This is a genomic window from Bradyrhizobium sp. AUGA SZCCT0176, from assembly GCF_018130145.1.
Taxonomy (GTDB): domain Bacteria; phylum Pseudomonadota; class Alphaproteobacteria; order Rhizobiales; family Xanthobacteraceae; genus Bradyrhizobium.
This window is the reverse complement of sequence record NZ_JAFCMB010000001.1, coordinates 858206-880422: the sequence shown is the minus strand read 5'-3', so window position 1 is coordinate 880422 and position 22217 is coordinate 858206. Positions and strand designations below refer to the sequence as shown.

Here is a 22217-nt window from a genome sequence, read left to right as displayed (position 1 = left end):
ATGCAAATTCGCAATCTCGGCGGCTCCGGCCTGCGCGTTTCCGCCGTCGGCCTCGGCTGCAACAATTTCGGCCAGCGCACCGACCTCGAAACATCGCGCAAGGTGATCCACAAGGCGATCGACCTTGGCATCACCCTGTTCGACACCGCCGACATCTATGCCGGGATGGGCGGCTCCGAGACCGTGCTCGGCACCGTGCTCGGCGACCGCCGCAAGGACATCGTGCTGGCGACGAAATATTCCAAGCCGATGAGCACGGACGGCACCAAGCAGGGCGCTTCGCGCCGCTACATCATGTCCGCGGTCGAGGCCAGCCTGACACGGCTGAAGACCGACTACATCGATCTCTACCAGCAGCACGATTACGATCCGTTGACGCCGATCGAGGAGACCATGCGCGCGCTCGACGATCTCGTCCGCCAGGGCAAGGTCCGCTACATCGGCAATTCGAATTTTCCGGCCTGGCGCATCGCCGAGGCCGAACTGGTCGCGCGGCAGATGAACGTCAACCGCTTCGTCTCCTGCCAGGACGAATACAGCCTCGTGGTGCGCGACATCGAAAAGGATCTGTTGCCGGCCGCGAAGGAATACAAGCTCGGCCTGCTGCCGTTCTTCCCGCTGGCAAGCGGCTTGCTCACCGGTAAATACAAGCGCGGCGCCGCCGCGCCCGACGACACGCGTTTTGCAAAAGCCCCCGCGCTCAAGGAGCGTTACGTCACGCCGCGTAATGAAGACATCGTCGAGAAGCTGCAGGCCTTCGCCGACAAGAGCGGCCATACCATGCTCGAGCTCGCCTTCTCCTGGCTCGCCTCGCACCCGCAAGTCTCCAGTGTCATCGCCGGCGCCACCCGCGTCGAACAGGTCGAGCAGAACGTAAAAGCGATCAGCTGGCAGTTGAGCGTGCAGGAACTGGCGGAGATCGATGCGATTACGAAGGGGTAGTGGAGGCAACATAAACGGTGTCGTCCCGGCGAACGCCGGGACCCATACGCCGCGGCCGTTATTGTTGCAGAAGGTCGCTAACGCCGGCGATCTCACCGATGGGCCGCGGCGTATGGGTCCCCCGATGCGCAATTGCGCATCTGAGCTCAAGGCCGGGACGACACTGTCAGTGGCGCCGCCCTACCCCACCAATCCCTTCATCGGCTTCACTGACGCGCTGTCCGGAAACACCGTTTCCGCCAGCACACGCTCGGCCAGGCCGAACTGATCCTGCAGCACGCCTTTCATGATGGCGCGGAGGTCCGTGGTCGGGGCGAGGTCGCGGGCCTGGTAGAGATTGGCTACCTTCAGGCCGGGCCAGTCCGAGATCACCCGGCCGCCCTTCACCGCGCCGCCGGCGAGCAGCGCCACGGTGCCGGTGCCATGGTCGGTGCCTGCGGTGCCGTTGATGCGCGCGGTGCGGCCAAATTCTGTGACGACCACCGCGACGGTGTCGCGCCAGCGTGCCCCTAAGCCACTTTCGAATTCCGCGAGCGCGCCGTCCAGGCCCGACAGCAACTGCGCCAGACGTCCGACCGGCCCGCCTTCATTGGCGTGGGTATCCCAGCCGTCGAAGGCGAGCGCGCCGATCCGCGGGCCGTCATCGGCCGCCATCAGCTTGGCGGCGCCGCGCGCCACCAGCCGCATCGCACCTGCGCCATTGGTGCCCGGCTTCGGCTTCATGTCGTCGCCTTGCGCGGCCTTGTCGAGCGCGAGCCCTTGCGTCAGCGCCGCCGCCAGCGCCGGATCGCGGTGGCGATAGAGTTCGATCAGGCGCATTGCGGTGTCCTCGGCGGCCTGCGGCAGCGCCACCGGGGTCCAGCCGACGGTCGGCGCCGCGCCGCGCAGCACCAGCGGCGTGGCTGGGCCGACGCCGAGCGCGCTCATCACGCGTTCGCCCTTCGGCAATGATTCCAGCGCGCGGTTGAGCCAGCCCGATTGCACCCGGCCCGGACCGGCAAAGCCGCTTTCGAGCACATCCTGCCCGTCGAAATGCGAGCGCTCGCGATAGGAGGTCGCGACCGCATGAATCACCGCGGCCTGCTTCTGGCGGTACATCCGCGCGAATTCAGGCATCGCCGGATGCAGCGCGAAGAACGAATCCAGCATCAGCGCGGCGTTGGGTCCGCTCGAATTCAGCGCGATCGAGCCATGCAGGCCGGCATAATCGGGGTCGCCGATGGGGGCGACGGTCGCAAGGCCATCCAGCGCACCGCGCAGGATGACGACAACCAGACGTGGATCGCGACCATCGGCAGCACGCGCGAATTTCGGCAAATAAGCCCAGGCCGCAAAGGAAGCGCCACCGAGCAGCACGGCACGGCGCGAGGGGGATGTCGGGCTTTCGCAGCAGTCCATGCTCGTTTCCATTGGCGTCATCTCCTCTGGAATTCCGGCGACATCAGCAATAGCGCCAGCGCCTGCTGCCGCGATTCCGCGCGCTCGACCGTGCGCCTTGTTTCCATCGACGCTGCGTCCGCAGCGACGAGTTCAAGCAGGTCGCGCGGATCGATGGTGTCGGCGAGGCGCGAGGCGATCTGCGCCGATATATCGAGCCGCAACTTCATGCCTTCAGGGGCCGCCCATGCCGCGTTGCTGTCGGGAAACCCGTTCGGGCCGGCGGGCGCCCATAATGGCTGACCCAGCACGTTGAGACCGTTGAGATAGCGGCCGGGATCGCCGGGGATTTGCGCCAGCAAGCGGCCGCTCGCGACCAGGAATTCATACGGCGAGCGCACTTTGGTCAGCGGCGCCTTCCAGGCTTCGTCGGAATCAACCAGCGCCGTCGCCAGCGCCTTGAGATCGCCGTCGGTCTTGCCGAATACATCGGCCAGCCGCGCCACCAACGCCGGCGGCGGATCGTCGGCGACGAAATGACGGACGAATTTGGTGGCGATGAATTTTGCGGTCGAGGGGTGCCGCGCGATATCCGCCAGCACCGCCTCGCCCTGCACCACGCCATTGGACTCGTAGCTCTTGCCCATCACGCGCTGCGCGCCCGGCTGGTGCGCATTGGCGTTGAATACGAAGGTGCCGGGCGCGCCGAGCTGGCCCTGCCGTCCGGCATAGGTCCACCCCGTGATGATCCGCGCCAGCGACGTCACGTCGTCCTGCGAATAGCCGCCGCCGACGCCGAGCGTATGCAGCTCCAGGATTTCGCGCGCGAGATTTTCGTTCAGGCCGCGGTTGCGGTTTTTCCCGGCGCGCGAATCCGGACCCAGCGATTGCTGGTTGTCGAGAAAGAACAGCATCGCCGGATGCTGCTCGACCGCCTTCAGCATGTCGCCGAAGCGTCCGAGCACGAAGGGCCGGATCGCTTCACGCTCGAACGAGCCCGCCCACATCCGCGCCACCCCGCCCTAGTTGGCGGAGATGCAAAAATGATTGGACCAGAACACGACAAGCCGCTCAGTGAACCCGCAATCGGCGATGATGGCCCGCTGCAGCCGCGCCAGCGCTTCGGCCCGAAACGTCTTCTGGATGATGTTGAGCGGTTGCGGCGGCGGTCTCGGCGCATTTGGCTGCGTCGTCTCGGGAGACATTGCCGCGGGCGACGCGTTCGGCGCGGCGGCGTTTTCCTGCGGCTTCGCCGGCAGCTCCCTCGGCGCCATGTCCATGGCAATGCTGTTGAGCGACAGGTTTCGCCGTTGCCCTTTCGCATCGACAGGCGGTTGCGGCCCTTCGGTCGCGGCTGACGGCGCGGATTTAGAAGCCGCGTCGCGCGCCTGCTGGATCTCGAACTGATAGTCGAACACCGCCTTGCCGAGCGCCGAGGTCGACGACAGGCCGGGCACTTCGAGCAGCACCCCATTGGGGCGGCTCATCTCCGCCTTGACGAAGCCACGGGGATCAGAAGCCGCGTTGACGAAATCGCCGGATGCGCCGCCGCGCGCGCCGAATCCGAAGCGAGTGAGCGCCACCAATGCGGCTTGCGAATCGCGGGCCATCGGATTTCCCTCAGCACGTCCCCGGTATATGATCTGCGCGATCATAACGCCTTTCGGGATGAACCCCGAATTAAAACCCGGTTAGAAAACGCCCCGTTTCATGCCAAATCGGTCAGACAATCCTCCCTCGCGGCGCCTCGCCTGCGCCGGCTGCGGCACCGAGTTCTCCTGCAGCCTGTCCGGGCCGTGCTGGTGCAGCGAGGAAACGTTCCGGATGCCGATGCCGCTGGACGGCAGCGATTGCCTGTGCCCGGCTTGCCTGCGCAAGGCGGCGGCGAGCGCCTCGAGCGCGGCCGCGACGTGACCGGCGAATGGGACGTCCGGGCCGTTCTGCTCGACATGGATGGAACGCTGCTCGACACCGAGCGGGTTTACTTCGACAGCCTGGTCTCGGCGCTCGGCGCGTTCGGTTATACCGATGATGTCGAGACGCTGTGCCATGCGATGGTCGGCCTGCCCGGTCCGGACTGCGAGGCCATGCTCCATGCCCGCTATGGCGAGGACTTTCCGCTGCCCGCGATCAACGAGGCCTTCATCGCACGGCGCGACGAGATTCTTAGCCCCGGCCTGCCGCTGAAGCGCGGCGCCGTCGACTTGCTCGATGCGTTGCAGGGAAGCGAATGCCCGATGGCGATCGTGACCTCATCGTCGCGGCACACGGCGGATGCGCATTTGACGCTGGCCGGAATCCGCAGCCGTTTCGACCATATCCTGACTCGCGACGACGTCACGCGCGGCAAGCCGAGCCCTGATCTGTATCTGCTGGCGGCGTCCAGGCTCGGCCTGAACCCGGAGTTCTGCGTGGCCGTCGAGGATTCCAATCATGGCGTGACATCCGCGCATGCCGCGGGCGCGATCACGATCATGGTGCCTGATATGGTGCCGCCGACGGACGAGTCGCGCGCGCGATGTGCGGCGGTGGTGGATGATCTTGGCAAGGTGCTTGAGGTGCTGCGAACGCGCGGTGGGTTGCATTCGAAATTCTTGCGTCGTCCCGGCGAAGGCCGGGACCCATAGCCACCAACGCTTGTTTTGCGAAAGGCGTCGGCCACAGTGCATCAATCGGTAGATCACGCGGTATGGGTCCCGGCCCCCGTGCGCAATTGCGCACTAGGCCGGGACGACTCGTTGAGAGGTCCGGGCCGCTGGCGACTACCGCGCCCGCGGCTTCCCCCGCCCCGGCAGTGCCGCCTTGGTCAGCGCATGCGCGGCTTGACCTGCGGTCTCCATATAGCTGGGATCACGGTGCAGAAGAACGACCGCGAACGATCCGTCCAGCAACAGCAATATCTGCCGGGCGAGCTGCGATGCTTCGGCGATCCCGGCGGCCTCGAACGTGGCGCGCAGCCAGTGCTCGAACTTCTTCTTGTGGGCGGCGCCGATCTTCATCGCGGGATGGCCGGGCATGTTGGCCAGCTCCGCCGAGGTGCGCAGGAAGCCGCACCCCTTCCATTTGGGATGCCGGGCCGAGCGGGCGAGATTGCGAAAAATCCGTTCAATTTTTACCGGCAATCCGCCGTCGGCCTCCGCGAACCATTGCTTGAACAGCGCGAGATTGGGCTGGTCGCGGCCGGCAAGATAGGCCGCCACGAGGTCATCCTTGCTCTTGAAATGATAGTACAGCGTCCGCTTGGTGACGCCGGCCTTTGCCGCCACCGCGTCGACGCTCACGCCGCGGATACCGTCGGCGTAGAACAGCGCGTTTGCCGCCGAAACGATCCGCTCGCGGGTGGGGGTTTCCGATCTCGCCATGTCTCTATGTATACCGACCAGTGAATATACACAATCTGATGCCGCGCCTAAGGTGCCACCGACACCGACATTTGCGGAGACCATCATGTCCGACGCCGTGCTGCTCGAAACCAAAGACGGGATTGCGCTGATCACGCTCAACCGGCCCGCCCAGCTCAACGCGCTGAATTACGATCTGATTGATCGTTTGATGGCCGCGCTCGATCGTATCGAGACCGACGCCGGCATTGGCGCGGTGATCCTCACCGGCGCGGGCGAGCGGGCGTTCTCGGCAGGCGCCGACATCAAGGAGTTTTCGGGCAGCGTTCGGGAGGGCCCGAATGCGGCGATACGTGACTTCGTCCGGCGCGGACAGGCGATGACCGCGCGCCTTGAAGCATTCCGAAAACCCGTGATCGCCGCGGTCAATGGCATCGCGTTCGGCGGCGGCTGCGAGATCACCGAGGCGGTGCATCTGGCCATCGCCAGCGACCGGGCGCAATTTGCAAAACCGGAAATCAATCTCGGCATGCCGCCGACCTTTGGCGGAACCCAGCGGCTGCCGCGGCTGGCCGGGCGCAAGCGCGCGCTGGAACTGCTATTGACCGGCGATGCCTTTTCGCCCGCGCGGGCACTGGAGATCGGGCTCGTCAATTCAGTCGTGCCGCATGATGAATTGCTGCCGGCGGCGCGCGAACTGGCAGGTCGCATCCTGCGTCACTCGCCGCTTGCGGTCGGCAGCATCATCACATCGGTCACCCGAGGATTGAACATGGCCATCGGCGAAGGACTGCAAGTCGAGAGCGAGCAGTTCGCCGCCATGGTGCCGACCAGCGACATCCGCGAAGGCCTGGCCGCGTGGATCGGGCGGCGGCCGCCGAGCTATCGCGGCCGGTGATGTTGGTTGCCGGACTACTCCGCCGGCCCGGCAAACAGCAGCAGATTGCCGTCTGGATCTTTCAGAATGAAATCCCTGGCGCCCCATGGCTCTCGCTTGAGTGTCTGGAAGAACGTGACACCCGCGGCCTGGAACTCGAGGAAGAGTTGCTTGATCGCTTCCGCCGTCGCGACCGTGAGCGAAGCAGAGAGCAATTGTTCGCGGTCGCGCAGACCGGGATCAATCACCGCCGCCTCGACGCAACGCAAATTGAGCCGCGCCCCATCGCGCTTCACCTGTGCATAGAACGACGGCTCGCCATAGGTGAACGCGACGGTGAAGCCGAGCCTGCCGGTGAAGAAATCACAGGAAGCCTTGATATCGGCGACGAAAAGTTGCGGCTCGGCGGCTGATATGACGGCTTTGGTGGAAATGACGGCTGCATGATCTGACATGGTGTTGAGTCCTGTCTTGAGCGCCTGCCAGTTCTCGAAGCCATGCTGCCGCGCGACCAGTTCCTGCGCATCGCCGAGCTTGAAGCGTCGCGCGAGGATTTCGGAATCAGTCATTTGGCCATAGCGAGGCAGCCCCGACCTGATCTGGGCCGCGACCGGATAATAGCGGTCACGATGCCAGCGCAGAACGAGCTTGGCCTGCTTCCTGAGGTTTTCGAGATTCGGCATGGGCGCAGCTACGGTTGACGTTACGTAGGTGGGCATTGCCCCTTCGGCGAAAGCCGATGCGCCCTACATGCAGCCCGGCAAGAATGACGGAGACGACCGGTTTCTGTCAAGCGGGCTGTCGCGCGCCGGAACCTACACCGCAAACCCCGGCGATTTGCGCGCCATGCCGTCGAAAGCGTCGAGCAGCCGCTCGCGCCAGGCATAGACCGGATCGTCTTCTTTAAGCAGCTTGAACGGGCTGACCACGCGCGCCCACTGAAACCCGCCGAACACGATGTAGTCCGCATAGTTCGGCTGCCCGCCGCCGAGATAGGATTGCGTCTTCAAGGTCAGCCGCAATGGATCGAGCGATTTGCGAAAGCCCTCGACTGTCTCGTCGCGGCCGGCCACCACCTCTTCCAGCGGCTTGCCGAAGCGCACTTCCCGTGACTTGCGGAAATAGGCGGCGTCCACCGGCTTCAGGTTCAAGGGGATGTCGGCGACTATCATCGGAGACAGGCCGCCGATCACGGTGACATCGCCCCACCAGTTCAGCATGCGCGCCATCGCGCGGCCGCCCTCGCCGCCGAACAGCGACGGCCGGTCCGGAAATTTGTCTTCGAGATAGTTCGCGATCGTCCAGGAATCGACGACCGACGTGTCGCCGTCGAGCAGCACCGGCACCCTTTCGGATCCGTGCGGCGCGATCGCGTCCTTTTCCGTAAAACACCACGCGATGGTTTCCGCGGAAAGCCCCTTATGCGCCAGCGCCATCCGCGTCCGCCAGCAGTACGGACTGAACGGGCGCGCGGCGTCGGCGCCGACGAGTTCGAAGAGTTTGAGAGTCATGAGTTGGTCTCGCGCGTCGCTGTCGTCATTGCCGGGCATAGCCGTCTGAAGGACGGCGTCGCTTCCGCTCGCCTATGACCCCGGCAATCCATCCTTTTTCAGGGAAGATGGATACGCGGGTCAAGCCCGCGTATGACAAGCGCGCAAACCTACCTTACCACCGCCGCGGTCTGGCCGAACAGCACCCGGCGCTCTTCCTCGGTGCGGTTGACCGGCTGGCCGAAATTCGGATTGACCTCTTTGGCCAGCGCGTAGGCGCGTTCGGTCGCGGGCCGTGCGCGGATGGTTTCCAGCCAGCGCTTCAGATGCGGGAAGTCGTCGATGTTCTGTTCCTGGTTCTTGTAGGGCACGATCCAGGGATAGCTCGCCATGTCGGCGATCGAGTAATCACCGGCGATGAATTCGCGGTCGGCGAGACGCTTGTTCAGCACGCCGTAGAGCCGGTTGGTCTCGTTCACATAGCGGTCGATGGCGTACTTGATTTTCTCTACCGAGTAGTTGCGGAAATGGTGGTTCTGCCCGGCCATCGGCCCGAGCCCGCCCATCTGCCAGAACGTCCACTGGATCGCGTCGTAGCGACCATAGAGATCTGATGGCAGGAACTTTCCGGTCTTCTCGGCGAGATACAGCAGCATCGCGCCGGACTCGAACACCGAGATCGGTTTGCCGCCACCCTTCGGCTCATGATCGACCATCGCGGGAATGCGGTTGTTCGGCGCGATCGCCAGAAACTCCGGCTTGAACTGTTCGCCCTTGCCGATCTGCACCGGGAAGATCTTGTACTTCAGCCCGGTCTCTTCGAGGAACATCGTGATCTTGTGGCCGTTCGGCGTGGTCCAGTAATGAAGGTCGATCATTGGCACGGTCCCGCGTTAAGGAAATTGCACGCATCGCAAAAAGGATGCGGATGCATGAATGTGGTCGGGTCGCGCCGTGAAGTCAATGGAATTGGTCCCGAGCGCGCGAATGTGATGACTTCCCGCACGCGCGCGAAAGGATCAGTTCGCCCGGCCGTGTTCCCGCAGCAAATTCTTGCCGCCTTCGGTAATCGCGACGCGCACGCCCAGGCCCTCGACCGGCTGGCGCGCGACATAGCCGCGATCCACCGCGTCTTCCCAGATCGTCAGCCGCGGGCATGAGGTGCGCCAGGTCTCGATCACTTCGGCATAAAGCCGCGGCTCGCGCGCCACCCATTCGACGAGATCGAGCACCAGTGCGTCTGTCGTCTCGGTCATCGGGCCCTCCTTCAAAATCTCGACTAGAAAGCCATCGCGCTCGAGCGCGTGACCAAGAGCCAGCCGCCATAGAGGATGTAATAGCTGGCGACCGTCGTGATCAGCCGTCCGGCCCAGGTGCGGAACTGCGCGTCGCTCATCGCTTCCAGGATGCGCCGCGCCAGCGTGGTGCCGAGCATCGAGGCCGCGATCGCAACCAGCGCCAGCACCGGATCGAGCGTCGCCGCCTGATCGATGATGCCGCCGAAATAGACCAGCTTGACGAGATGGCTCGCGACCTGGCAGGTCGCCTTGGTCGCGACGATCTCGCGGCGGTCGAACTTGCCGCCGAGGAAGAACGTATCCATCAATGGGCCGGACACACCGGTCATCAGCATCAGGCCCATGCAGATGAAGCCGTAGAAACTGCCCTGCCAGATGCTGTCAGGGTCCGGCTTCAGATTCGCCGGCATCAGCCGCGCCATGAACGGCGTGACCCCGAGCAGCAGCAGCGCGATCGGCTTGTCCGGCACGTAGCGGGTCAGCGACCAGAGCCCGAGCGCCAGCGCACAGCCGATCAGATACACGAACACCGGCCGCCAGCGGATATGCGCGCGCCACAGGAAGGCACGCCAGCCATTGGACGCCATTTGCGTGATCGCATGCAGCACCATCGCCGTCGGCAGCGGCATCAAAGCCAGCAGCACGCCGATCAGGATCATGCCGCCGGCCATGCCGAACAGGCCCGACAGGAAAGCTGTCGCGACCATCAACAAGCCAAGTGCTGCGATCAAAAGCGGCGTCATCGAAATCTCCTTGTTACTGTTTTGCCGCGCTTGGACGGCGCGTGCAAACTGAGTTATCTTGCCCTGGCATCAGTTTTCCTGAGGGTTATATGCGGCGGCTGCTCTTCCTCAACGGCATCAAGGCGTTCGAAGCCGCGGCGCGCAGCGGCAGCTTTGCGGCGGCAGGTAGCGAACTCAACGTCTCGGCGGCGGCAGTCAGCCGGATGGTGCATCTTCTGGAAGACCGGCTCGGGGTGGCGCTGTTCGAGCGCAAGGCCAACCGCCTGGTGACGACGGCCGCCGGGCGCGCCTATCAGAGCGGGCTGACGCCGATCTTCGACGCGCTGGCGAGCCTGACCGCGCAGGTCACCGCGCCCTCCTCCGTCCGCGTGCTGACCATCGGCGTCGGGCCGACCTTTGCGATGCGCTGGCTGATCCCGCGGCTGGCGGATTTCCACAAGCAGGAACCCAATATCGACGTGCGCATCACCACCGGCGGCGCGGCCGCGCCGTTCGGCGAGGACTGGAGCTGCGGCATCCAGCTCGGCGACGGCGAATGGCCGGGGCTGATCGCCGAGCCGCTGTTCGCGGCTGACCTGTTGCCGGTCTGCGCGCCCCGCCTTGCCAGCTCGCTCAAGCGGCCCGGCGATCTGAAGGGGCCCACGCTGCTGCGCGTCGCGCATTCGCCCGACGATTGGCCGTCATGGCTGAAGGCGGCAAGCGTCGCCCGCGTCAGCGCGCGCGGACCGGAGTTTCAATTCTACGGCCAGGCGCTGCAGGCCGCGGTCGACGGCCTCGGCATCGCGATGGGCATCCGCCCCTATATCGACGACGACCTTGCAGCCGGGCGGCTGGTGGCGCCGTTTGCGCAGAGCGTGCCCAAGGGCATGCGCTGGTACCTGGTCTATCGCGAATTCCGCACCGGCCAGCGCGACTTCGTCGCGTTCCGGCGCTGGATCATCCGCGCAGCCGCCGAACCCGCCGCCCGCCGCAAGGGCCCGCGCCATGCCAATTGAACGCATCGACACGCTTGTGATCGGCGGCGGCCAGGCCGGGCTTGTCATGAGCTACCGGCTCAAGCAGCGCGGCATCCCGCATCTGGTGCTGGAGCGGGCGCGCATCGCCGAGCGCTGGCGCAGCGAGCGCTGGGACGGGCTGAAATTCCAGTTTCCGAACTGGTCGGTGCAACTGCCGGATTTTGCCTTTCCGCACAGCGATCCCGACGCCTTCGCCACATCATGCGAGATCGTGGAGTTCATCGACGCCTTTGCGGAATTCATCGCGCCGCCAATCCGCTGCGGCGTCGAGGTGACGCATTTGAAGCGCGGCGACGCCGGCTTTATCGCCGAGTGCACGGATGGCACCATCGAGGCCAACAACGTCGTGGTCGCGACCGGGCCCTATCAGCAGCCGCTGATGCCGGATCTGCTGCGCGATGATCCGGTGTTTCAGGTCCATGCCAGCGGCTACAAAAATCCCGGCCAGCTGCCACCGGGCGCCGTGCTGGTGGTTGGCGCGGGCGCGTCGGGCGCGCAGATCGCCGACGAACTGCATCGCGCCGGCCGCCGCGTTTTTCTTTCGGTCGGCCAGCACACCCGCATGCCGCGCCGCTATCGTGGTCAGGATTTGACCTGGTGGTTCGGCGCCCTTCGCCTGTTCGACATGACGGCGGAGCAGCGTGGGCCGATCCGGGTCAACCCGTCGATCACGGGCGCCTATGGCGGCTACACCATCGACTTCCGTCGATTCGCCGCCGACGGCATCACGCTGCTGGGACGGGTGCAGGCGGCGCGCGACGGCGTGCTCGATATTGCCCCTGGTCTCGCCGAAAATCTCGCCAACGGGGATCTCTATCATGCCGGCTTCCTCGACATGCTGGACGCGCATGTCGAACAGCACGGCCTCCATCTGCCCGCGGACCCCGCCGCCCGTACCGTGCTGGCCGACCCGCCCTGCGTCACCGACCCGATCCGGCGCCTCGACCTCGGCAAGGAAGAGATCCAAGCGGTGGTCTGGGCCACCGGCTACGGCGTCGATTTCAGCTGGATCGACCTTCCGGTCAGGGATGGCAGCGGGGAACCGGTCCATCGGGGTGGCGTGTCAGAGGTACCGGGGCTCTACTTCCTCGGCCTGCCCTATCTGTCGAAGCTGTATTCCGCCTTTTTGTCGGGCGTCGGCGACGATGCCGCCGTGCTCGCCGATCACATTGCCGCCCGCCGCTGAAGTTCCCGCTTCCGCAAAAATCCGCGAGATGTGAACCGGTTCACACCGGCCGTCGAAAATCCATGGTCTGCTCAGGCCCGGATGATCGCGGGGGCGATCGTGATCCCGGGAGTTCAGCCATGATTTACGGCGGCTTTGAAATTCAGTCGTTCGAAGCGGGGAGCGGGCAATGGCACGCCAGGATACAACGAGCCGATCTCGCGCCGGTCGTCATCGATGGCTTGTCGTTTCCGACGCTCGAAGTCGGCTTTGCATGGTCCGATCCGGAAGCGGCGATCGCGGATGCGAAAGCCCATATCGACCACAACCGGCAGCGCTACACGGCGGCGTCGCTCTGAAACAGGCGGCTGCGATACAGTCCCCCGAACCAAATCCGCCGGCGCAGCCATCCAGGCAGGTGATGTCGAACTGCCCGCAATGCAGCGCCGCCCTCGCCGTGCTGCGCATCATCTCCGGCAAGGCCGGCGCCGAATACTGGACCATGCGCTGCACGAAGTGCGGCGGCATCCATCTCGACATCGTCCAGGCGGATTCACCTGCCGCGACGGTTGTGGATTCCAGCGACGTCTTCGCCTGACGCTGACATCTGCTGACATTGGAATAGTCAACACCGTCATGGCCGGGCTTGTCCCGGCCATCCACGTCTTTTTCACACTGCAGCCAAGACGTGGATGCCCGGCACAAGGCCGGGCATGACGAGGTGAATCAACACCGGCTTTGCCCTTTTTTCGCGCGCCGATTGGCCCCATATTCGCCCCATGGCGAAGAAACCCGACTCCCCAAAAAAATCAGGCAAAACCCCGAAATCCAAAGCTCACCGGCCGGAAGTTCAGCCGATCGGTCCCGCTTTGGCGGAACTGCTCAATCCCGCGATCAACCGCGGCGATGCCGGCATGGGCTCGGGCACCGGCCTGCAGCCCCCGCCGGATAATTCGAAGGACCGCCGTTCCGGCGGCGAAGCCGCCGTGCATCGCGCGCGATCGTCGACGCCGAAGAATTTTCCGCCGAGTTCCGCCGATCCCTATCCGCAACCGCTGCGCCCGAATCCGCAGCCGCCGGGCGCACGAAGCCCGGACGGCCTCGACGAAGCCCCGCAAGCCAATTACGGCACGTCCGCCACGATCCCGACGCTCGATCCGGAACTCGCCAAGCAATTCGGCTTCACCACCGAGGAGGAGGACGCCGCTGCGCTGGCGCGGCCGCCGCGCAACAAGATGGAGGCGCTCGGCGTGCAGGCCACGGCCGATGCGCTGGAAGATCTGATCCGCGAGGGCCGGCCCGAATTCAAGGGCGAAGGCGGCGGCGTGAAGGTCTGGACGCCGCACCGCCCGCCCCGCCCGGAGAAGTCCGAAGGCGGCGTGCGCTTCGAGATCAAGTCCGAGTACGAGCCGAAGGGCGACCAGCCCACCGCGATCAAGGAATTGGTCGAGGGCATTCAGCGCAACGACCGCACCCAGGTGCTGCTCGGCGTCACCGGCTCCGGCAAGACCTACACCATGGCCAAGGTAATCGAGGCGACGCAACGCCCCGCCATCATCCTGGCGCCGAACAAGACGCTGGCGGCGCAGCTCTATGGCGAGTTCAAGAGCTTCTTCCCCGACAACGCGGTGGAGTATTTCGTCTCCTACTACGACTACTACCAGCCCGAAGCCTATGTGCCGCGCACCGACACCTACATAGAAAAGGACTCCTCGATCAACGAGCAGATCGACCGCATGCGCCATTCGGCGACGCGCGCGCTGCTGGAGCGCGACGACGTCATCATCGTCGCGTCCGTGTCGTGCATCTACGGTATCGGCTCGGTCGAGACCTACACCGCGATGACCTTCGCGCTGAAGAAGGGCGAGCGCATCGACCAGCGGCAATTGATCGCCGACCTCGTCGCGCTGCAATACAAGCGCACCCAGGCCGATTTCACCCGCGGCACCTTTCGCGTGCGCGGCGACGTCATCGACATTTTTCCGGCGCACTATGAAGACCGCGCCTGGCGCGTGAACCTGTTTGGCGACACCGTCGAAAATATCGAGGAGTTCGATCCGCTCACCGGCCACAAGCAGGACGATCTCGAATTCATCAAGATCTACGCCAATTCGCACTATGTGACGCCGCGCCCGACGCTGGTGCAGGCGATCAAGTCGATCAAATCCGAACTGAAGCTGCGGCTCGACCAGCTCAACAACCAGGGCCGGCTATTGGAAGCGCAGCGGCTGGAGCAGCGCACTACGTTCGATCTCGAAATGATGGAAGCCACGGGAAGCTGCGCCGGCATCGAGAACTACTCGCGCTACCTCACCGGTCGCCGCCCTGGCGAGCCGCCGCCGACGCTGTTCGAATACGTCCCCGACAACGCGCTCGTCTTCGCCGACGAAAGCCACGTCACCGTGCCGCAGATCGGCGCCATGTTCAAAGGCGATTTTCGGCGCAAAGCGACGCTGGCCGAATACGGTTTCCGCCTGCCCTCCTGCATGGACAACCGCCCGCTTCGCTTCGAAGAGTGGGACATGATGCGCCCGCAATCGGTCGCGGTGTCGGCGACGCCATCGGGCTGGGAGCTGAACGAGAGCGGCGGCGTGTTCGTCGAACAGGTGATCCGCCCCACCGGCCTGATCGATCCGCCGGTCAACATCCGCCCTGCCCGCACGCAAGTGGACGATCTCGTCGGCGAAGTCCGCGCCACCGCGCAGGCCGGTTATCGCTCGCTGATCACGGTGCTGACAAAGCGCATGGCGGAAGACCTCACCGAATATCTGCACGAACAGGGCATTCGCGTGCGCTACATGCACAGCGATATCGACACCATCGAGCGCATCGAGATCATCAGGGATCTCCGCCTCGGCGCGTTCGACGCGCTGGTCGGCATCAACCTGCTGCGCGAGGGCCTCGACATTCCCGAATGCGCGCTGGTCGCGATCCTCGACGCCGACAAGGAAGGCTTTTTGCGCAGCGAGACCTCGCTGATCCAGACCATCGGCCGCGCCGCGCGCAACGTCGACGGCAAGGTGATCCTCTATGCCGACCAGATGACCGGCTCGATGGAGCGCGCCATCGCCGAGACCGACCGCCGCCGCGAAAAGCAGGTCGAATACAACACCGCCCACGGCATCACGCCCGAAAGCATCAAGAAATCCATCGGCGACATCATGAACAGCGTCTACGAGCGCGACCATGTGCTGGTGGAAATCGGCGACGGCGGCATGGCCGACGACGTCATCAGCATCGGCCACAATTTCGAGACCGTGCTGAACGATCTCGAAACAAGAATGCGCGAAGCCGCCGCCGACCTGAACTTCGAGGAAGCCGCCCGCCTCCGCGACGAAGTCAAACGCCTCCGCGCGACAGAGCTTGCGGTGGTGGACGATCCCACCATCAAGCAGCGCGGCGTGGCGGCAAAGGCTGGTGCCTATGCAGGCACGAAGAAATACGGCGACTCCGCGAATTTGCCGGCGAGCGCCTCGAAGAAGCGCGGCGGCTTCTCTTCACCCTCCCCTGGAGGGGGAGGGTCGCGCGCCGCAGGCGCGCGGGGTGGGGTGAAATCTGTCGGCAGCGGCAGTGCCTCCAAAGTCCACAAACCCCACCTCGACGAAATGCACGGCCCGGAATCCCTGCCCTACCGCCCCAGCGGCGCCAAGCCGCGCAAACCCGACATCGGCGGCAGCACCAAAATCTTCCAACCCACCGACTCGCGGCAATCAGGCCCCGAGTTCGGCCCGGCTCCGCGTTCGAGCGGCGGTGCGCCGGGGCATCGGGGTGGGTGGAAGAAGAGGTAGCGATCAATCATTAAGTCGTCATTCCGGAAGCCGCGAAGCGGCTGTCCGGAATCCATACTCACAATCGTGGTAATGGATTCCGGGTTCGATGCTTCGCATCGCCCCGGAATGACGAGCCCTACCCCACGCTCGCGATCCCCACCGCCAGCAGCGACAGCAGCATCACGTTGGTTACCAGTTGCAGCGAGGTCACCGGCTGGGTCCGCCAGCGCGCGATCTTTTCGATAAAGGACAGGCTGGCGTCGAAGAACAGCGGTTCGAAGCCCTGCCCGAACCGCTTCGGGAATTTGCGTGCGAGCCACGGCGTGAACAGCGCGTAAAACAGCGCGGCCAGCACGACGAAGATGGCGGCGCCGTAGCGCTGGCCGACGATTTCGCGGCTGCCGACGAGCTTGAGCATCAGCGCGGCGGCGGCGAAGGTGGGGAAGCCCTGGAACAGCGCGGTCAGCACGAAACCTTCGAGACGGTTCCGCGAGCTGGATTTTGGAGCGGTGATGGCGTTCATGGCGGCGGCTTCCTGTGGTCCCCTTGGGGACGTTGATGCCGCCAGGATAGGTGGTTGTGCCGGGGTGAGACGTGATGCGTGTCACGGATTGGCCAAGCACTCCGTCATTCCGGGGCTCGCGAAGCGAGAGCTCGGAATCCATACTAACCATCGTGGTTATGGATCCCGGGTTCGCGCTACGCGCGCCCCGGAATGACAAAGTGTGGTGGAGCGCGCCCTTCTTCAGCCCGACCGTCGATTACTCGTGTTCTGCGTCATATTCCCGTGGTCGCCCTGCTCGCGGATGTTGTTCTTCTCGTCGTCGCGATGGCCCTTGGTGGTATCGACGGGCACAGTCGGCGTGCTGCCGGCGCCCTTGTGACTCCTGTTCTCCTCGGGAACGGGCGTAATGGTTTTTTCAAGCGGTTTGGTCATCAGATTCTCCATTGTATGGCAGGAGAAACGCGGGACAGGCCGTACTCGTTCCCGGCGTGAACGCCGCCCCGCCTTGCACCGACCAAGCCGACATGAGCTAATTGTTCCCGCCGACCGAAAGCATGATCCGCCCGATGCCGAAACAGTTTCCTGCCGTCGTCGCGCTGGCCCTTGCCGGCGCCTGCCTGTTCGCCAGCCCGGCTCGCGCTGACGATGCCGACCGTGCGCTGCTGTCGACGTTTTGCGACGCCGCCGATATCAAGGAATCGACCTGCACGCGGGCCAGGAATTATCCGGACGCGGGAGACCGCGCGTGCGACGTCAAGCTGACCAGCGATCGCCATAGCGGAAGGTTCATCGCCGCGGGCAATCCGCTGCTGGTGGTCAATTACGAGAGCGGATGCGAGCCGCACGCGACCGATAATGGCGGCGCCGTCGTGTTCGAGCAGAGCGGCGGCAAGACCATCTTCAGGAGCTTTCAGCCGGGTTCGCAGGTCAATGACTGCATCACCCTGTCCAGGAGCGCGCAACAGGATTGGCTGATGTGCATCACCGGCCATATCGGCCAGGGCAATCTGGAAACCGGCGTCGCGGAGTTCGTGTTCACCCAGGACTACAGCAGGAACGTCAGCATTTCGCCGGACTTCCTCGTGACCGCGGTGGATTCCATCCGCGCCTATGGCGCCAACGTCGTCACCTGCAAGGAACGTTCGAAATATTTCGAGATCTCCGACATCAAGGCCGGGCCGCGGCCGCAGACAGTGACCGTGACGGTTCGCCATGCCGACGCGGCAACAATCGGGAAGGCCTGCCGCAAGGGGTTTCCCAAACCGAAGGAAATTTTCGGCAAGCTCTCGCGCGGCGAGGCCTATGTGCCCGAAGGCTACGAGAAGCGCGGCAAATTCATCATCGATCTCGTCACGCGCAAGGTGACGCCGCAGGAGTGACTTACGTCGTCCCGGCGAAGGCCGGGACCCATACGCCGCGGCGGACGTTGGTGAAGAAGGAAGATAACGACCAGCGTCTGTACCAATTGCCGCTGGTGGGTATGGGTCCCGGCCCCCGTGCGCAATTGCGCACTAGGCCGGGACGACGGCTTCAATGGCGACCAACCGCGGCAAAACGGCACGACGGGCAAATCACTTCTGATTTACGGAAATCATGTCAAGTCCAAAATTTCCGAAAATCAAAAATATTTCTCTTTCCTTCCACCCCAAATCACCTGCACATCAATAGCCATCCCGTCCCACTCAGAGGGGCGTCGGCCGTCGTCATGACGAGGGGCGGGGATGCGGTGGACGTTGACGTTGCGATTGACGGTCGCGGCTGATGCGTACGGTGAAGGCGTGTGGTCCTGGCGCCCGTAACGGCGTCAAGCTCTGAAGAAGCTAACGCTTCCGAGGGGTGACGGTGGCAATAGAGGCCGTCTCACCGGGGAGAGCACGCTATAAGCCGTAAAGCCATTGCGCAGGGAATGTCGGATGCTCTCCGCTGCCCTGTATGCTCATGTGCAGCACTCTTATGCACAATCGCACATGAGACCGCGGGTGCAGCGCGCATCCGGCATTCCCTGCGCCCTCTGAATTCGAGGGCGAGAAGTTTCCAGCAAAGCTCGGGCGCAATGCGTCGCGAGAATGCGAAACTATATCCGCGTCGTCCAGGCTGTTTGAAATTCGAAACCAGCTTAGCCGCGCCGGCCAGGACAAGCGCAGGTTGACCAACCACAGCTCACGGTAGTGAACCGTTTCCACGCTGGCGACGTCAGACTTTGTGCCTGCTTTTGCGGATCGGCCGCTGTGTTATGGCGTTCGCTGTGGGATCGGCCGCCGCGGGGCAGGTTGAAACTCGGCGGAGAAAGACTGGATGACCGCGGACCTGCATCGGCAGCGCCTACTGAATTTCCTGGACGTCTACTATGCCGGCGACATCGAGGGGTCGCTGGCGCGCTGCACCGACGATGTCGCGTTCGTCGCCAACGCCCCGGTCGATCTGCTTCCCCACATGGGTCATCGCCGGGGCACCGCCGCGATGCGCGAGATGTGGACCACCGTCCGCGCCCGCTATTCCGAAATGCGCTGCGAGGTGCCGATCCTGGTCGCCGAGGGCGACAGGGTGGCGGCGAACATCCGGGTGTTTTTCCGCAAGCGCAGCAATCAGCGGATGGTGCAGTTCGACATCGCGGCGTTTTATACCTTCCGCGACGGCCGCATCGCCCAGATCCGCGAGATCATCGACACCTTCGACATGGTCGAGCAGGTGCTGGAGCGCGATCTCAGCGCGATCCTGAGGGGAGAGAGGCTGGTAGAAATCTAGACGACGTCATTCCGGGGCGATGCAAAGCATCGAACTATGGTGCGCAATTGCGCACCTGAGAATCTCGAGATTCCCCGGTGCGCAATTGCGCACCTGAGGTCTGGTCCTGCGGACCATCCCGGAATGACAGCCCGCCTTATTTTCCCGGCGACGTTGAACCTCACCGCCCCGGCGGCGACACACCACAAGGCTTTTTCCGGGACAGAAGAACATATGAAGATCGCGTTGCTGGCTCTGCTTGGTTTGGCGTTGGGGGCTCTGGGAGGTGCGGCGCTTGGAATCGGGGCCGGGCTGGCCTGGGTCGAGATCTTTAAAACCACGAGTTTTGAAGGCTATAACGGCATGCTGGTGTTCTTCACCTTCATGCCGCTGGGCGCCGCGATCGGCGGTATCGGGGGCGCTTTGCTGTTCGGCGTGATCGCGATCAAGGACGCCGAAATCGCCATCGAGCGCGAGCCGGTGCGCCGCCGGGAGGGGTAAAAACGGCGCCAGCGGCGGTAAAAACGCGGAAAATCCTGCATTTGTGCAATGCAGAAACGTCGGTTGTATTTTAACAAAAAACGCCTATCGTTAGTGTACGAATGAATTTAGCGGCGAGAATTTAGCAACTGCACGGCGTCGACGCGGACGCCCCCTGGGCCGTTGCCGTTTGAATCAGTTTCAAGGACGAAATCAAATGACAGAGCATAGTCTCTGGCGTTTTTCGCGCGCGTTGCATCGTGCGATCAATGAACGCCAGCCCGCCGATCTCGAAGCCCTGCTCGACGAGGACGTCGATTGGGCGATCTATGGCCCGATCGACATGTTTCCGTTCTTCGGTTCGCGCCGGGGCAAGGAAGCCGTGATCGAGGTAGTCAGGCAGATTGCAGAGAACATCCGCGTCCATCGCTTCGACCGCGAGTCGATCATGCTGGGGGTCGATTCCGCCGCCTCGATGATGCGCTATTCGCTGACCGCGCTGGATTCCAACAAGCCGATCAGCCTGCGGGTTGCGCATTTCGCGCAGTTCAAGGCCGGCAAGCTGACCAATCTCCGCGTGCTGGTCGACACCTTCGACCTGGTCGAGCAGGCGGTGGGTTATCCCATCCATCTGCCGCGAATAGCGGTCTAGTTAGCCCTCACCAATCCGTTTCGTCATGGCCGGGCCAAAGCGCGAAGCGCGTCTTCGCGCTGGAGATCGCGGGGACCCACGTCCTCCTCACCAGCCCCTGGAAGACGTGGTTGCGACAAAGGCGTAACGACGCGCTTCGCGCTTGATCGAGCTTGCGAAGCTGCACTCGGCGCTGTGGCCCGGACATGACGGAGTGCGAGGGCGCGCGAATGCGCCCTCGCCATAATTTCGTACCACCGCCAACGCATTCTGCACCTGATTTGGAATGCGGGCGGGTTATGACTTCCACGACACGATTTGGCTGGATAAGGCTGCCGTTGCTGGTGGCCGGCTTCAGTCTGGGCGCGGTGCTGGCCGTGGCGGCGCAAACGCCGCCCGCCGATGAAGATACCGAAGAGCCGGCGGAGGAAGCAGCCCCCGACGTCGCAGCGGCGCCTGGCGTCGCGGTAGCGCCTGATGTCAATGACCCTGATATCATGAAGGATATCGACGTCTCCAAGCTCGACTGGAGCCAGCTCGATCTCGATGCCGCGCCCCTGACCGGGCCTGCCGCAAAAACCCGCGCCGCGTCGAAAGCCGCGACCAGCGCGGACACCGCCTGGTCGGCGAACCAAAGGGCCAATGGTACATCCGCCGTGTCGGTCAAGCAGACGCTGACCCCGTTCTGGGACGCGCGGATCGGCGCCGACATGACGGTTGCCCGGCAAGGCACGCTGACGGCCCAGGAATTACTGTCGGAAAAACTCGCCAATGGCGGCAGCCTGCCGCAATCGTCCGGCACCGCCTGGGCCGCGATCACAGCGCCGGGTGTCGGCTCGATCTGGGACAAGACGTCAGTCGAAGCCCGCGTCGATCCCGGGGCGGACCAGAGCAGGCTCGGCACCTCCCTGAGCAAATCGCTGCCGCTCAGCGAGCAATATTCGCTCACGCTGCAGAATGGCTACAATCTGATCCAGCAGGGCATCGTTCCGGTGCCCGGCATCATCAGCCATCCGACCCGCAGCTATGAGACCGACCAGTCGGCGCGACTGAGCATCGCCGATACCGGCACCAGCTTCGTGGCCGGCCAGACGCTGTCGACCTCGGACGACAAATGGCTGCGCAAGGTCGGCGCCGAGCAGAAACTGTTCGACGGCGTCACCATCTCGGGTTCGGTCGGCGAGACCCCGTCGGGCGTCGTTAACAAGAGCTTTGGCGCAGGCTTCAAGCGCAGCTGGTAAGCCCCTGCGCCTCTTCGCCAATCCTTTTCAGAATGATGCAGCATTGCCGCATATTGGCCCAGATGCAGACAAATTCCACACTACTGATAGGAACGCTTCACTTCGTCGTGCGGGGGACGTCCGCGCTCGCTTATCGCGAAACAGAGGAATGGCCGATGAACGCTACCAATCGAACCGAACAAGTTGAATCAACTGAGGATGCCGTCGACAGCAACCTCGCCGCGGTCTCGGAAGTCGAGGCCGGGATCCGCGACTTCGTCCGCAACGACATCGCCTATCTGCGCCGTCCGCCGGCCGGTGCCGCGGAAACTGTGCCGCTCGATGCCACCGCGGAAGCCACCGTCAACAACGTCAACTCGCTGATCCAGCGCGTCGCCGGCACCTCGCTTGCTGAAATCGAGAAGCTGATTTCGGAACTCGAAAGCCTGCGCGATCTCTTGCATGCCGAAGGCCAGCGCGTTCAGCGCGAAATCTCCGGCTATGCGCAGCTCAGCCAGGCGGCGATGAAGTCGACGCGCATGATCGCCGACAACGTCACGCAGTGGAAGCGCGCCGCCGACGGGCTGCGCAACAGCTGATCCGGGATCTTCTACTGATTCCAGACCGTTGCAAAAATC

General features: G+C 64.0%; 24 protein-coding genes and 1 pseudogene. 15 read left to right on the top strand and 10 right to left on the bottom strand.

Annotated features, from left to right (window positions below):
* Entirely contained in the window at nucleotides 1-942 is a 942-nt protein-coding gene (locus JQ600_RS04090; protein WP_212390466.1) for an aldo/keto reductase, read from the top strand.
* A 180-nt stretch (nucleotides 943-1122) separates the two neighbouring features.
* Here JQ600_RS04090 and JQ600_RS04085 read toward each other — a convergent pair whose 3' ends face one another.
* Entirely contained in the window at nucleotides 1123-2352 is a 1230-nt protein-coding gene (locus JQ600_RS04085; protein ID WP_409410642.1) for a DUF1501 domain-containing protein, read from the bottom strand.
* A gap of 5 nt (nucleotides 2353-2357) precedes the next feature.
* Nucleotides 2358-3929, bottom strand: a pseudogene (locus JQ600_RS04080) (DUF1800 family protein).
* A gap of 100 nt (nucleotides 3930-4029) precedes the next feature.
* Here JQ600_RS04080 and JQ600_RS36675 point away from each other — a divergent pair.
* A complete protein-coding gene (locus JQ600_RS36675; RefSeq protein ID WP_249133849.1) occupies nucleotides 4030-4233 on the top strand; it encodes a cysteine-rich CWC family protein in 204 nt (67 codons plus the stop codon).
* Nucleotides 4230-4946: an HAD family phosphatase gene (locus JQ600_RS04075; protein WP_212390483.1), complete on the top strand. Its 717-nt coding sequence runs from the start codon at nucleotides 4230-4232 to the stop codon at nucleotides 4944-4946. Before JQ600_RS36675 ends, JQ600_RS04075 begins: the two co-directional genes overlap by 4 nt.
* 135 nt (nucleotides 4947-5081) lie before the next feature.
* On the opposite strand, the gene JQ600_RS04070 is transcribed toward JQ600_RS04075, so the two are convergent.
* Nucleotides 5082-5681, bottom strand: a complete 600-nt coding sequence (locus JQ600_RS04070; protein ID WP_212390467.1) for a TetR/AcrR family transcriptional regulator — start codon at nucleotides 5679-5681, stop codon at nucleotides 5082-5084.
* Nucleotides 5682-5766: 85 nt separating this feature from the next.
* Here JQ600_RS04070 and JQ600_RS04065 point away from each other — a divergent pair, with 85 nt between their 5' ends.
* Nucleotides 5767-6558 (top strand): crotonase/enoyl-CoA hydratase family protein, encoded by a 792-nt coding sequence (locus JQ600_RS04065; RefSeq protein ID WP_212390468.1) that lies wholly within the window; start codon nucleotides 5767-5769, stop codon nucleotides 6556-6558.
* 14 nt (nucleotides 6559-6572) lie between these two features.
* Here JQ600_RS04065 and JQ600_RS04060 read toward each other — a convergent pair whose 3' ends face one another.
* The 5 genes from JQ600_RS04060 to JQ600_RS04040 all read right to left on the bottom strand — a co-directional run bounded on the left by JQ600_RS04060 (nucleotide 6573) and on the right by JQ600_RS04040 (nucleotide 10068).
* Entirely contained in the window at nucleotides 6573-7220 is a 648-nt protein-coding gene (locus tag JQ600_RS04060; protein ID WP_212390484.1) for a VOC family protein, read from the bottom strand.
* A 132-nt stretch (nucleotides 7221-7352) separates the two neighbouring features.
* Nucleotides 7353-8048: a glutathione S-transferase family protein gene (locus tag JQ600_RS04055; protein ID WP_212390469.1), complete on the bottom strand. Its 696-nt coding sequence runs from the start codon at nucleotides 8046-8048 to the stop codon at nucleotides 7353-7355.
* A gap of 149 nt (nucleotides 8049-8197) precedes the next feature.
* Complete coding sequence (locus JQ600_RS04050) at nucleotides 8198-8905, bottom strand: glutathione binding-like protein (RefSeq protein WP_212390470.1); 708 nt, start codon at nucleotides 8903-8905, stop codon at nucleotides 8198-8200.
* 141 nt (nucleotides 8906-9046) lie between these two features.
* Nucleotides 9047-9283 carry a hypothetical protein gene (locus JQ600_RS04045; protein WP_212270084.1) on the bottom strand — a complete coding sequence of 79 codons (237 nt, stop codon included), beginning with the start codon at nucleotides 9281-9283 and terminating at the stop codon, nucleotides 9047-9049.
* A gap of 23 nt (nucleotides 9284-9306) precedes the next feature.
* Nucleotides 9307-10068 (bottom strand): sulfite exporter TauE/SafE family protein, encoded by a 762-nt coding sequence (locus tag JQ600_RS04040; protein WP_212390471.1) that lies wholly within the window; start codon nucleotides 10066-10068, stop codon nucleotides 9307-9309.
* An 89-nt stretch (nucleotides 10069-10157) separates the two neighbouring features.
* Here JQ600_RS04040 and JQ600_RS04035 point away from each other — a divergent pair, with 89 nt between their 5' ends.
* The 5 genes from JQ600_RS04035 to uvrB all read left to right on the top strand — a co-directional run bounded on the left by JQ600_RS04035 (nucleotide 10158) and on the right by uvrB (nucleotide 16037).
* The gene (locus JQ600_RS04035; protein WP_212390472.1) at nucleotides 10158-11063 is read left to right on the top strand and encodes a LysR substrate-binding domain-containing protein; all 906 of its coding nucleotides are present in this window, start codon (nucleotides 10158-10160) and stop codon (nucleotides 11061-11063) included.
* Complete coding sequence (locus JQ600_RS04030; protein ID WP_212489696.1) at nucleotides 11053-12270, top strand: NAD(P)-binding domain-containing protein; 1218 nt, start codon at nucleotides 11053-11055, stop codon at nucleotides 12268-12270. Before JQ600_RS04035 ends, JQ600_RS04030 begins: the two co-directional genes overlap by 11 nt.
* Before the next feature lie 119 nt (nucleotides 12271-12389).
* Nucleotides 12390-12608: a hypothetical protein gene (locus tag JQ600_RS04025; RefSeq protein WP_212270080.1), complete on the top strand. Its 219-nt coding sequence runs from the start codon at nucleotides 12390-12392 to the stop codon at nucleotides 12606-12608.
* A 62-nt stretch (nucleotides 12609-12670) separates the two neighbouring features.
* Nucleotides 12671-12847: a hypothetical protein gene (locus JQ600_RS04020; RefSeq protein WP_212390474.1), complete on the top strand. Its 177-nt coding sequence runs from the start codon at nucleotides 12671-12673 to the stop codon at nucleotides 12845-12847.
* A 181-nt stretch (nucleotides 12848-13028) separates the two neighbouring features.
* Entirely contained in the window at nucleotides 13029-16037 is a 3009-nt protein-coding gene (uvrB, locus tag JQ600_RS04015; protein WP_212390475.1) for an excinuclease ABC subunit UvrB, read from the top strand.
* 118 nt (nucleotides 16038-16155) lie between these two features.
* On the opposite strand, the gene JQ600_RS04010 is transcribed toward uvrB, so the two are convergent.
* The gene (locus tag JQ600_RS04010; RefSeq protein ID WP_212390476.1) at nucleotides 16156-16542 is read right to left on the bottom strand and encodes a hypothetical protein; all 387 of its coding nucleotides are present in this window, start codon (nucleotides 16540-16542) and stop codon (nucleotides 16156-16158) included.
* Nucleotides 16543-16764: 222 nt separating this feature from the next.
* Complete coding sequence (locus tag JQ600_RS04005; RefSeq protein WP_212489695.1) at nucleotides 16765-16956, bottom strand: hypothetical protein; 192 nt, start codon at nucleotides 16954-16956, stop codon at nucleotides 16765-16767.
* Between the two features lie 134 nt (nucleotides 16957-17090).
* Between JQ600_RS04005 and JQ600_RS04000 the strand changes: the two genes are divergently transcribed.
* The 6 genes from JQ600_RS04000 to JQ600_RS03975 all read left to right on the top strand — a co-directional run bounded on the left by JQ600_RS04000 (nucleotide 17091) and on the right by JQ600_RS03975 (nucleotide 22178).
* Entirely contained in the window at nucleotides 17091-17903 is an 813-nt protein-coding gene (locus JQ600_RS04000; protein WP_212390477.1) for a hypothetical protein, read from the top strand.
* Nucleotides 17904-18819: 916 nt separating this feature from the next.
* Nucleotides 18820-19269, top strand: a complete 450-nt coding sequence (locus JQ600_RS03995) for a nuclear transport factor 2 family protein (RefSeq protein ID WP_212465211.1) — start codon at nucleotides 18820-18822, stop codon at nucleotides 19267-19269.
* A 213-nt stretch (nucleotides 19270-19482) separates the two neighbouring features.
* Complete coding sequence (locus JQ600_RS03990; RefSeq protein ID WP_212388497.1) at nucleotides 19483-19749, top strand: hypothetical protein; 267 nt, start codon at nucleotides 19483-19485, stop codon at nucleotides 19747-19749.
* Nucleotides 19750-19945: 196 nt separating this feature from the next.
* Complete coding sequence (locus JQ600_RS03985) at nucleotides 19946-20380, top strand: nuclear transport factor 2 family protein (RefSeq protein WP_212388496.1); 435 nt, start codon at nucleotides 19946-19948, stop codon at nucleotides 20378-20380.
* 278 nt (nucleotides 20381-20658) lie between these two features.
* Complete coding sequence (locus JQ600_RS03980) at nucleotides 20659-21600, top strand: hypothetical protein (RefSeq protein WP_212388495.1); 942 nt, start codon at nucleotides 20659-20661, stop codon at nucleotides 21598-21600.
* Nucleotides 21601-21755: 155 nt separating this feature from the next.
* Entirely contained in the window at nucleotides 21756-22178 is a 423-nt protein-coding gene (locus JQ600_RS03975) for a hypothetical protein (protein WP_212270073.1), read from the top strand.
* Nucleotides 22179-22217 lie beyond the last annotated feature (39 nt).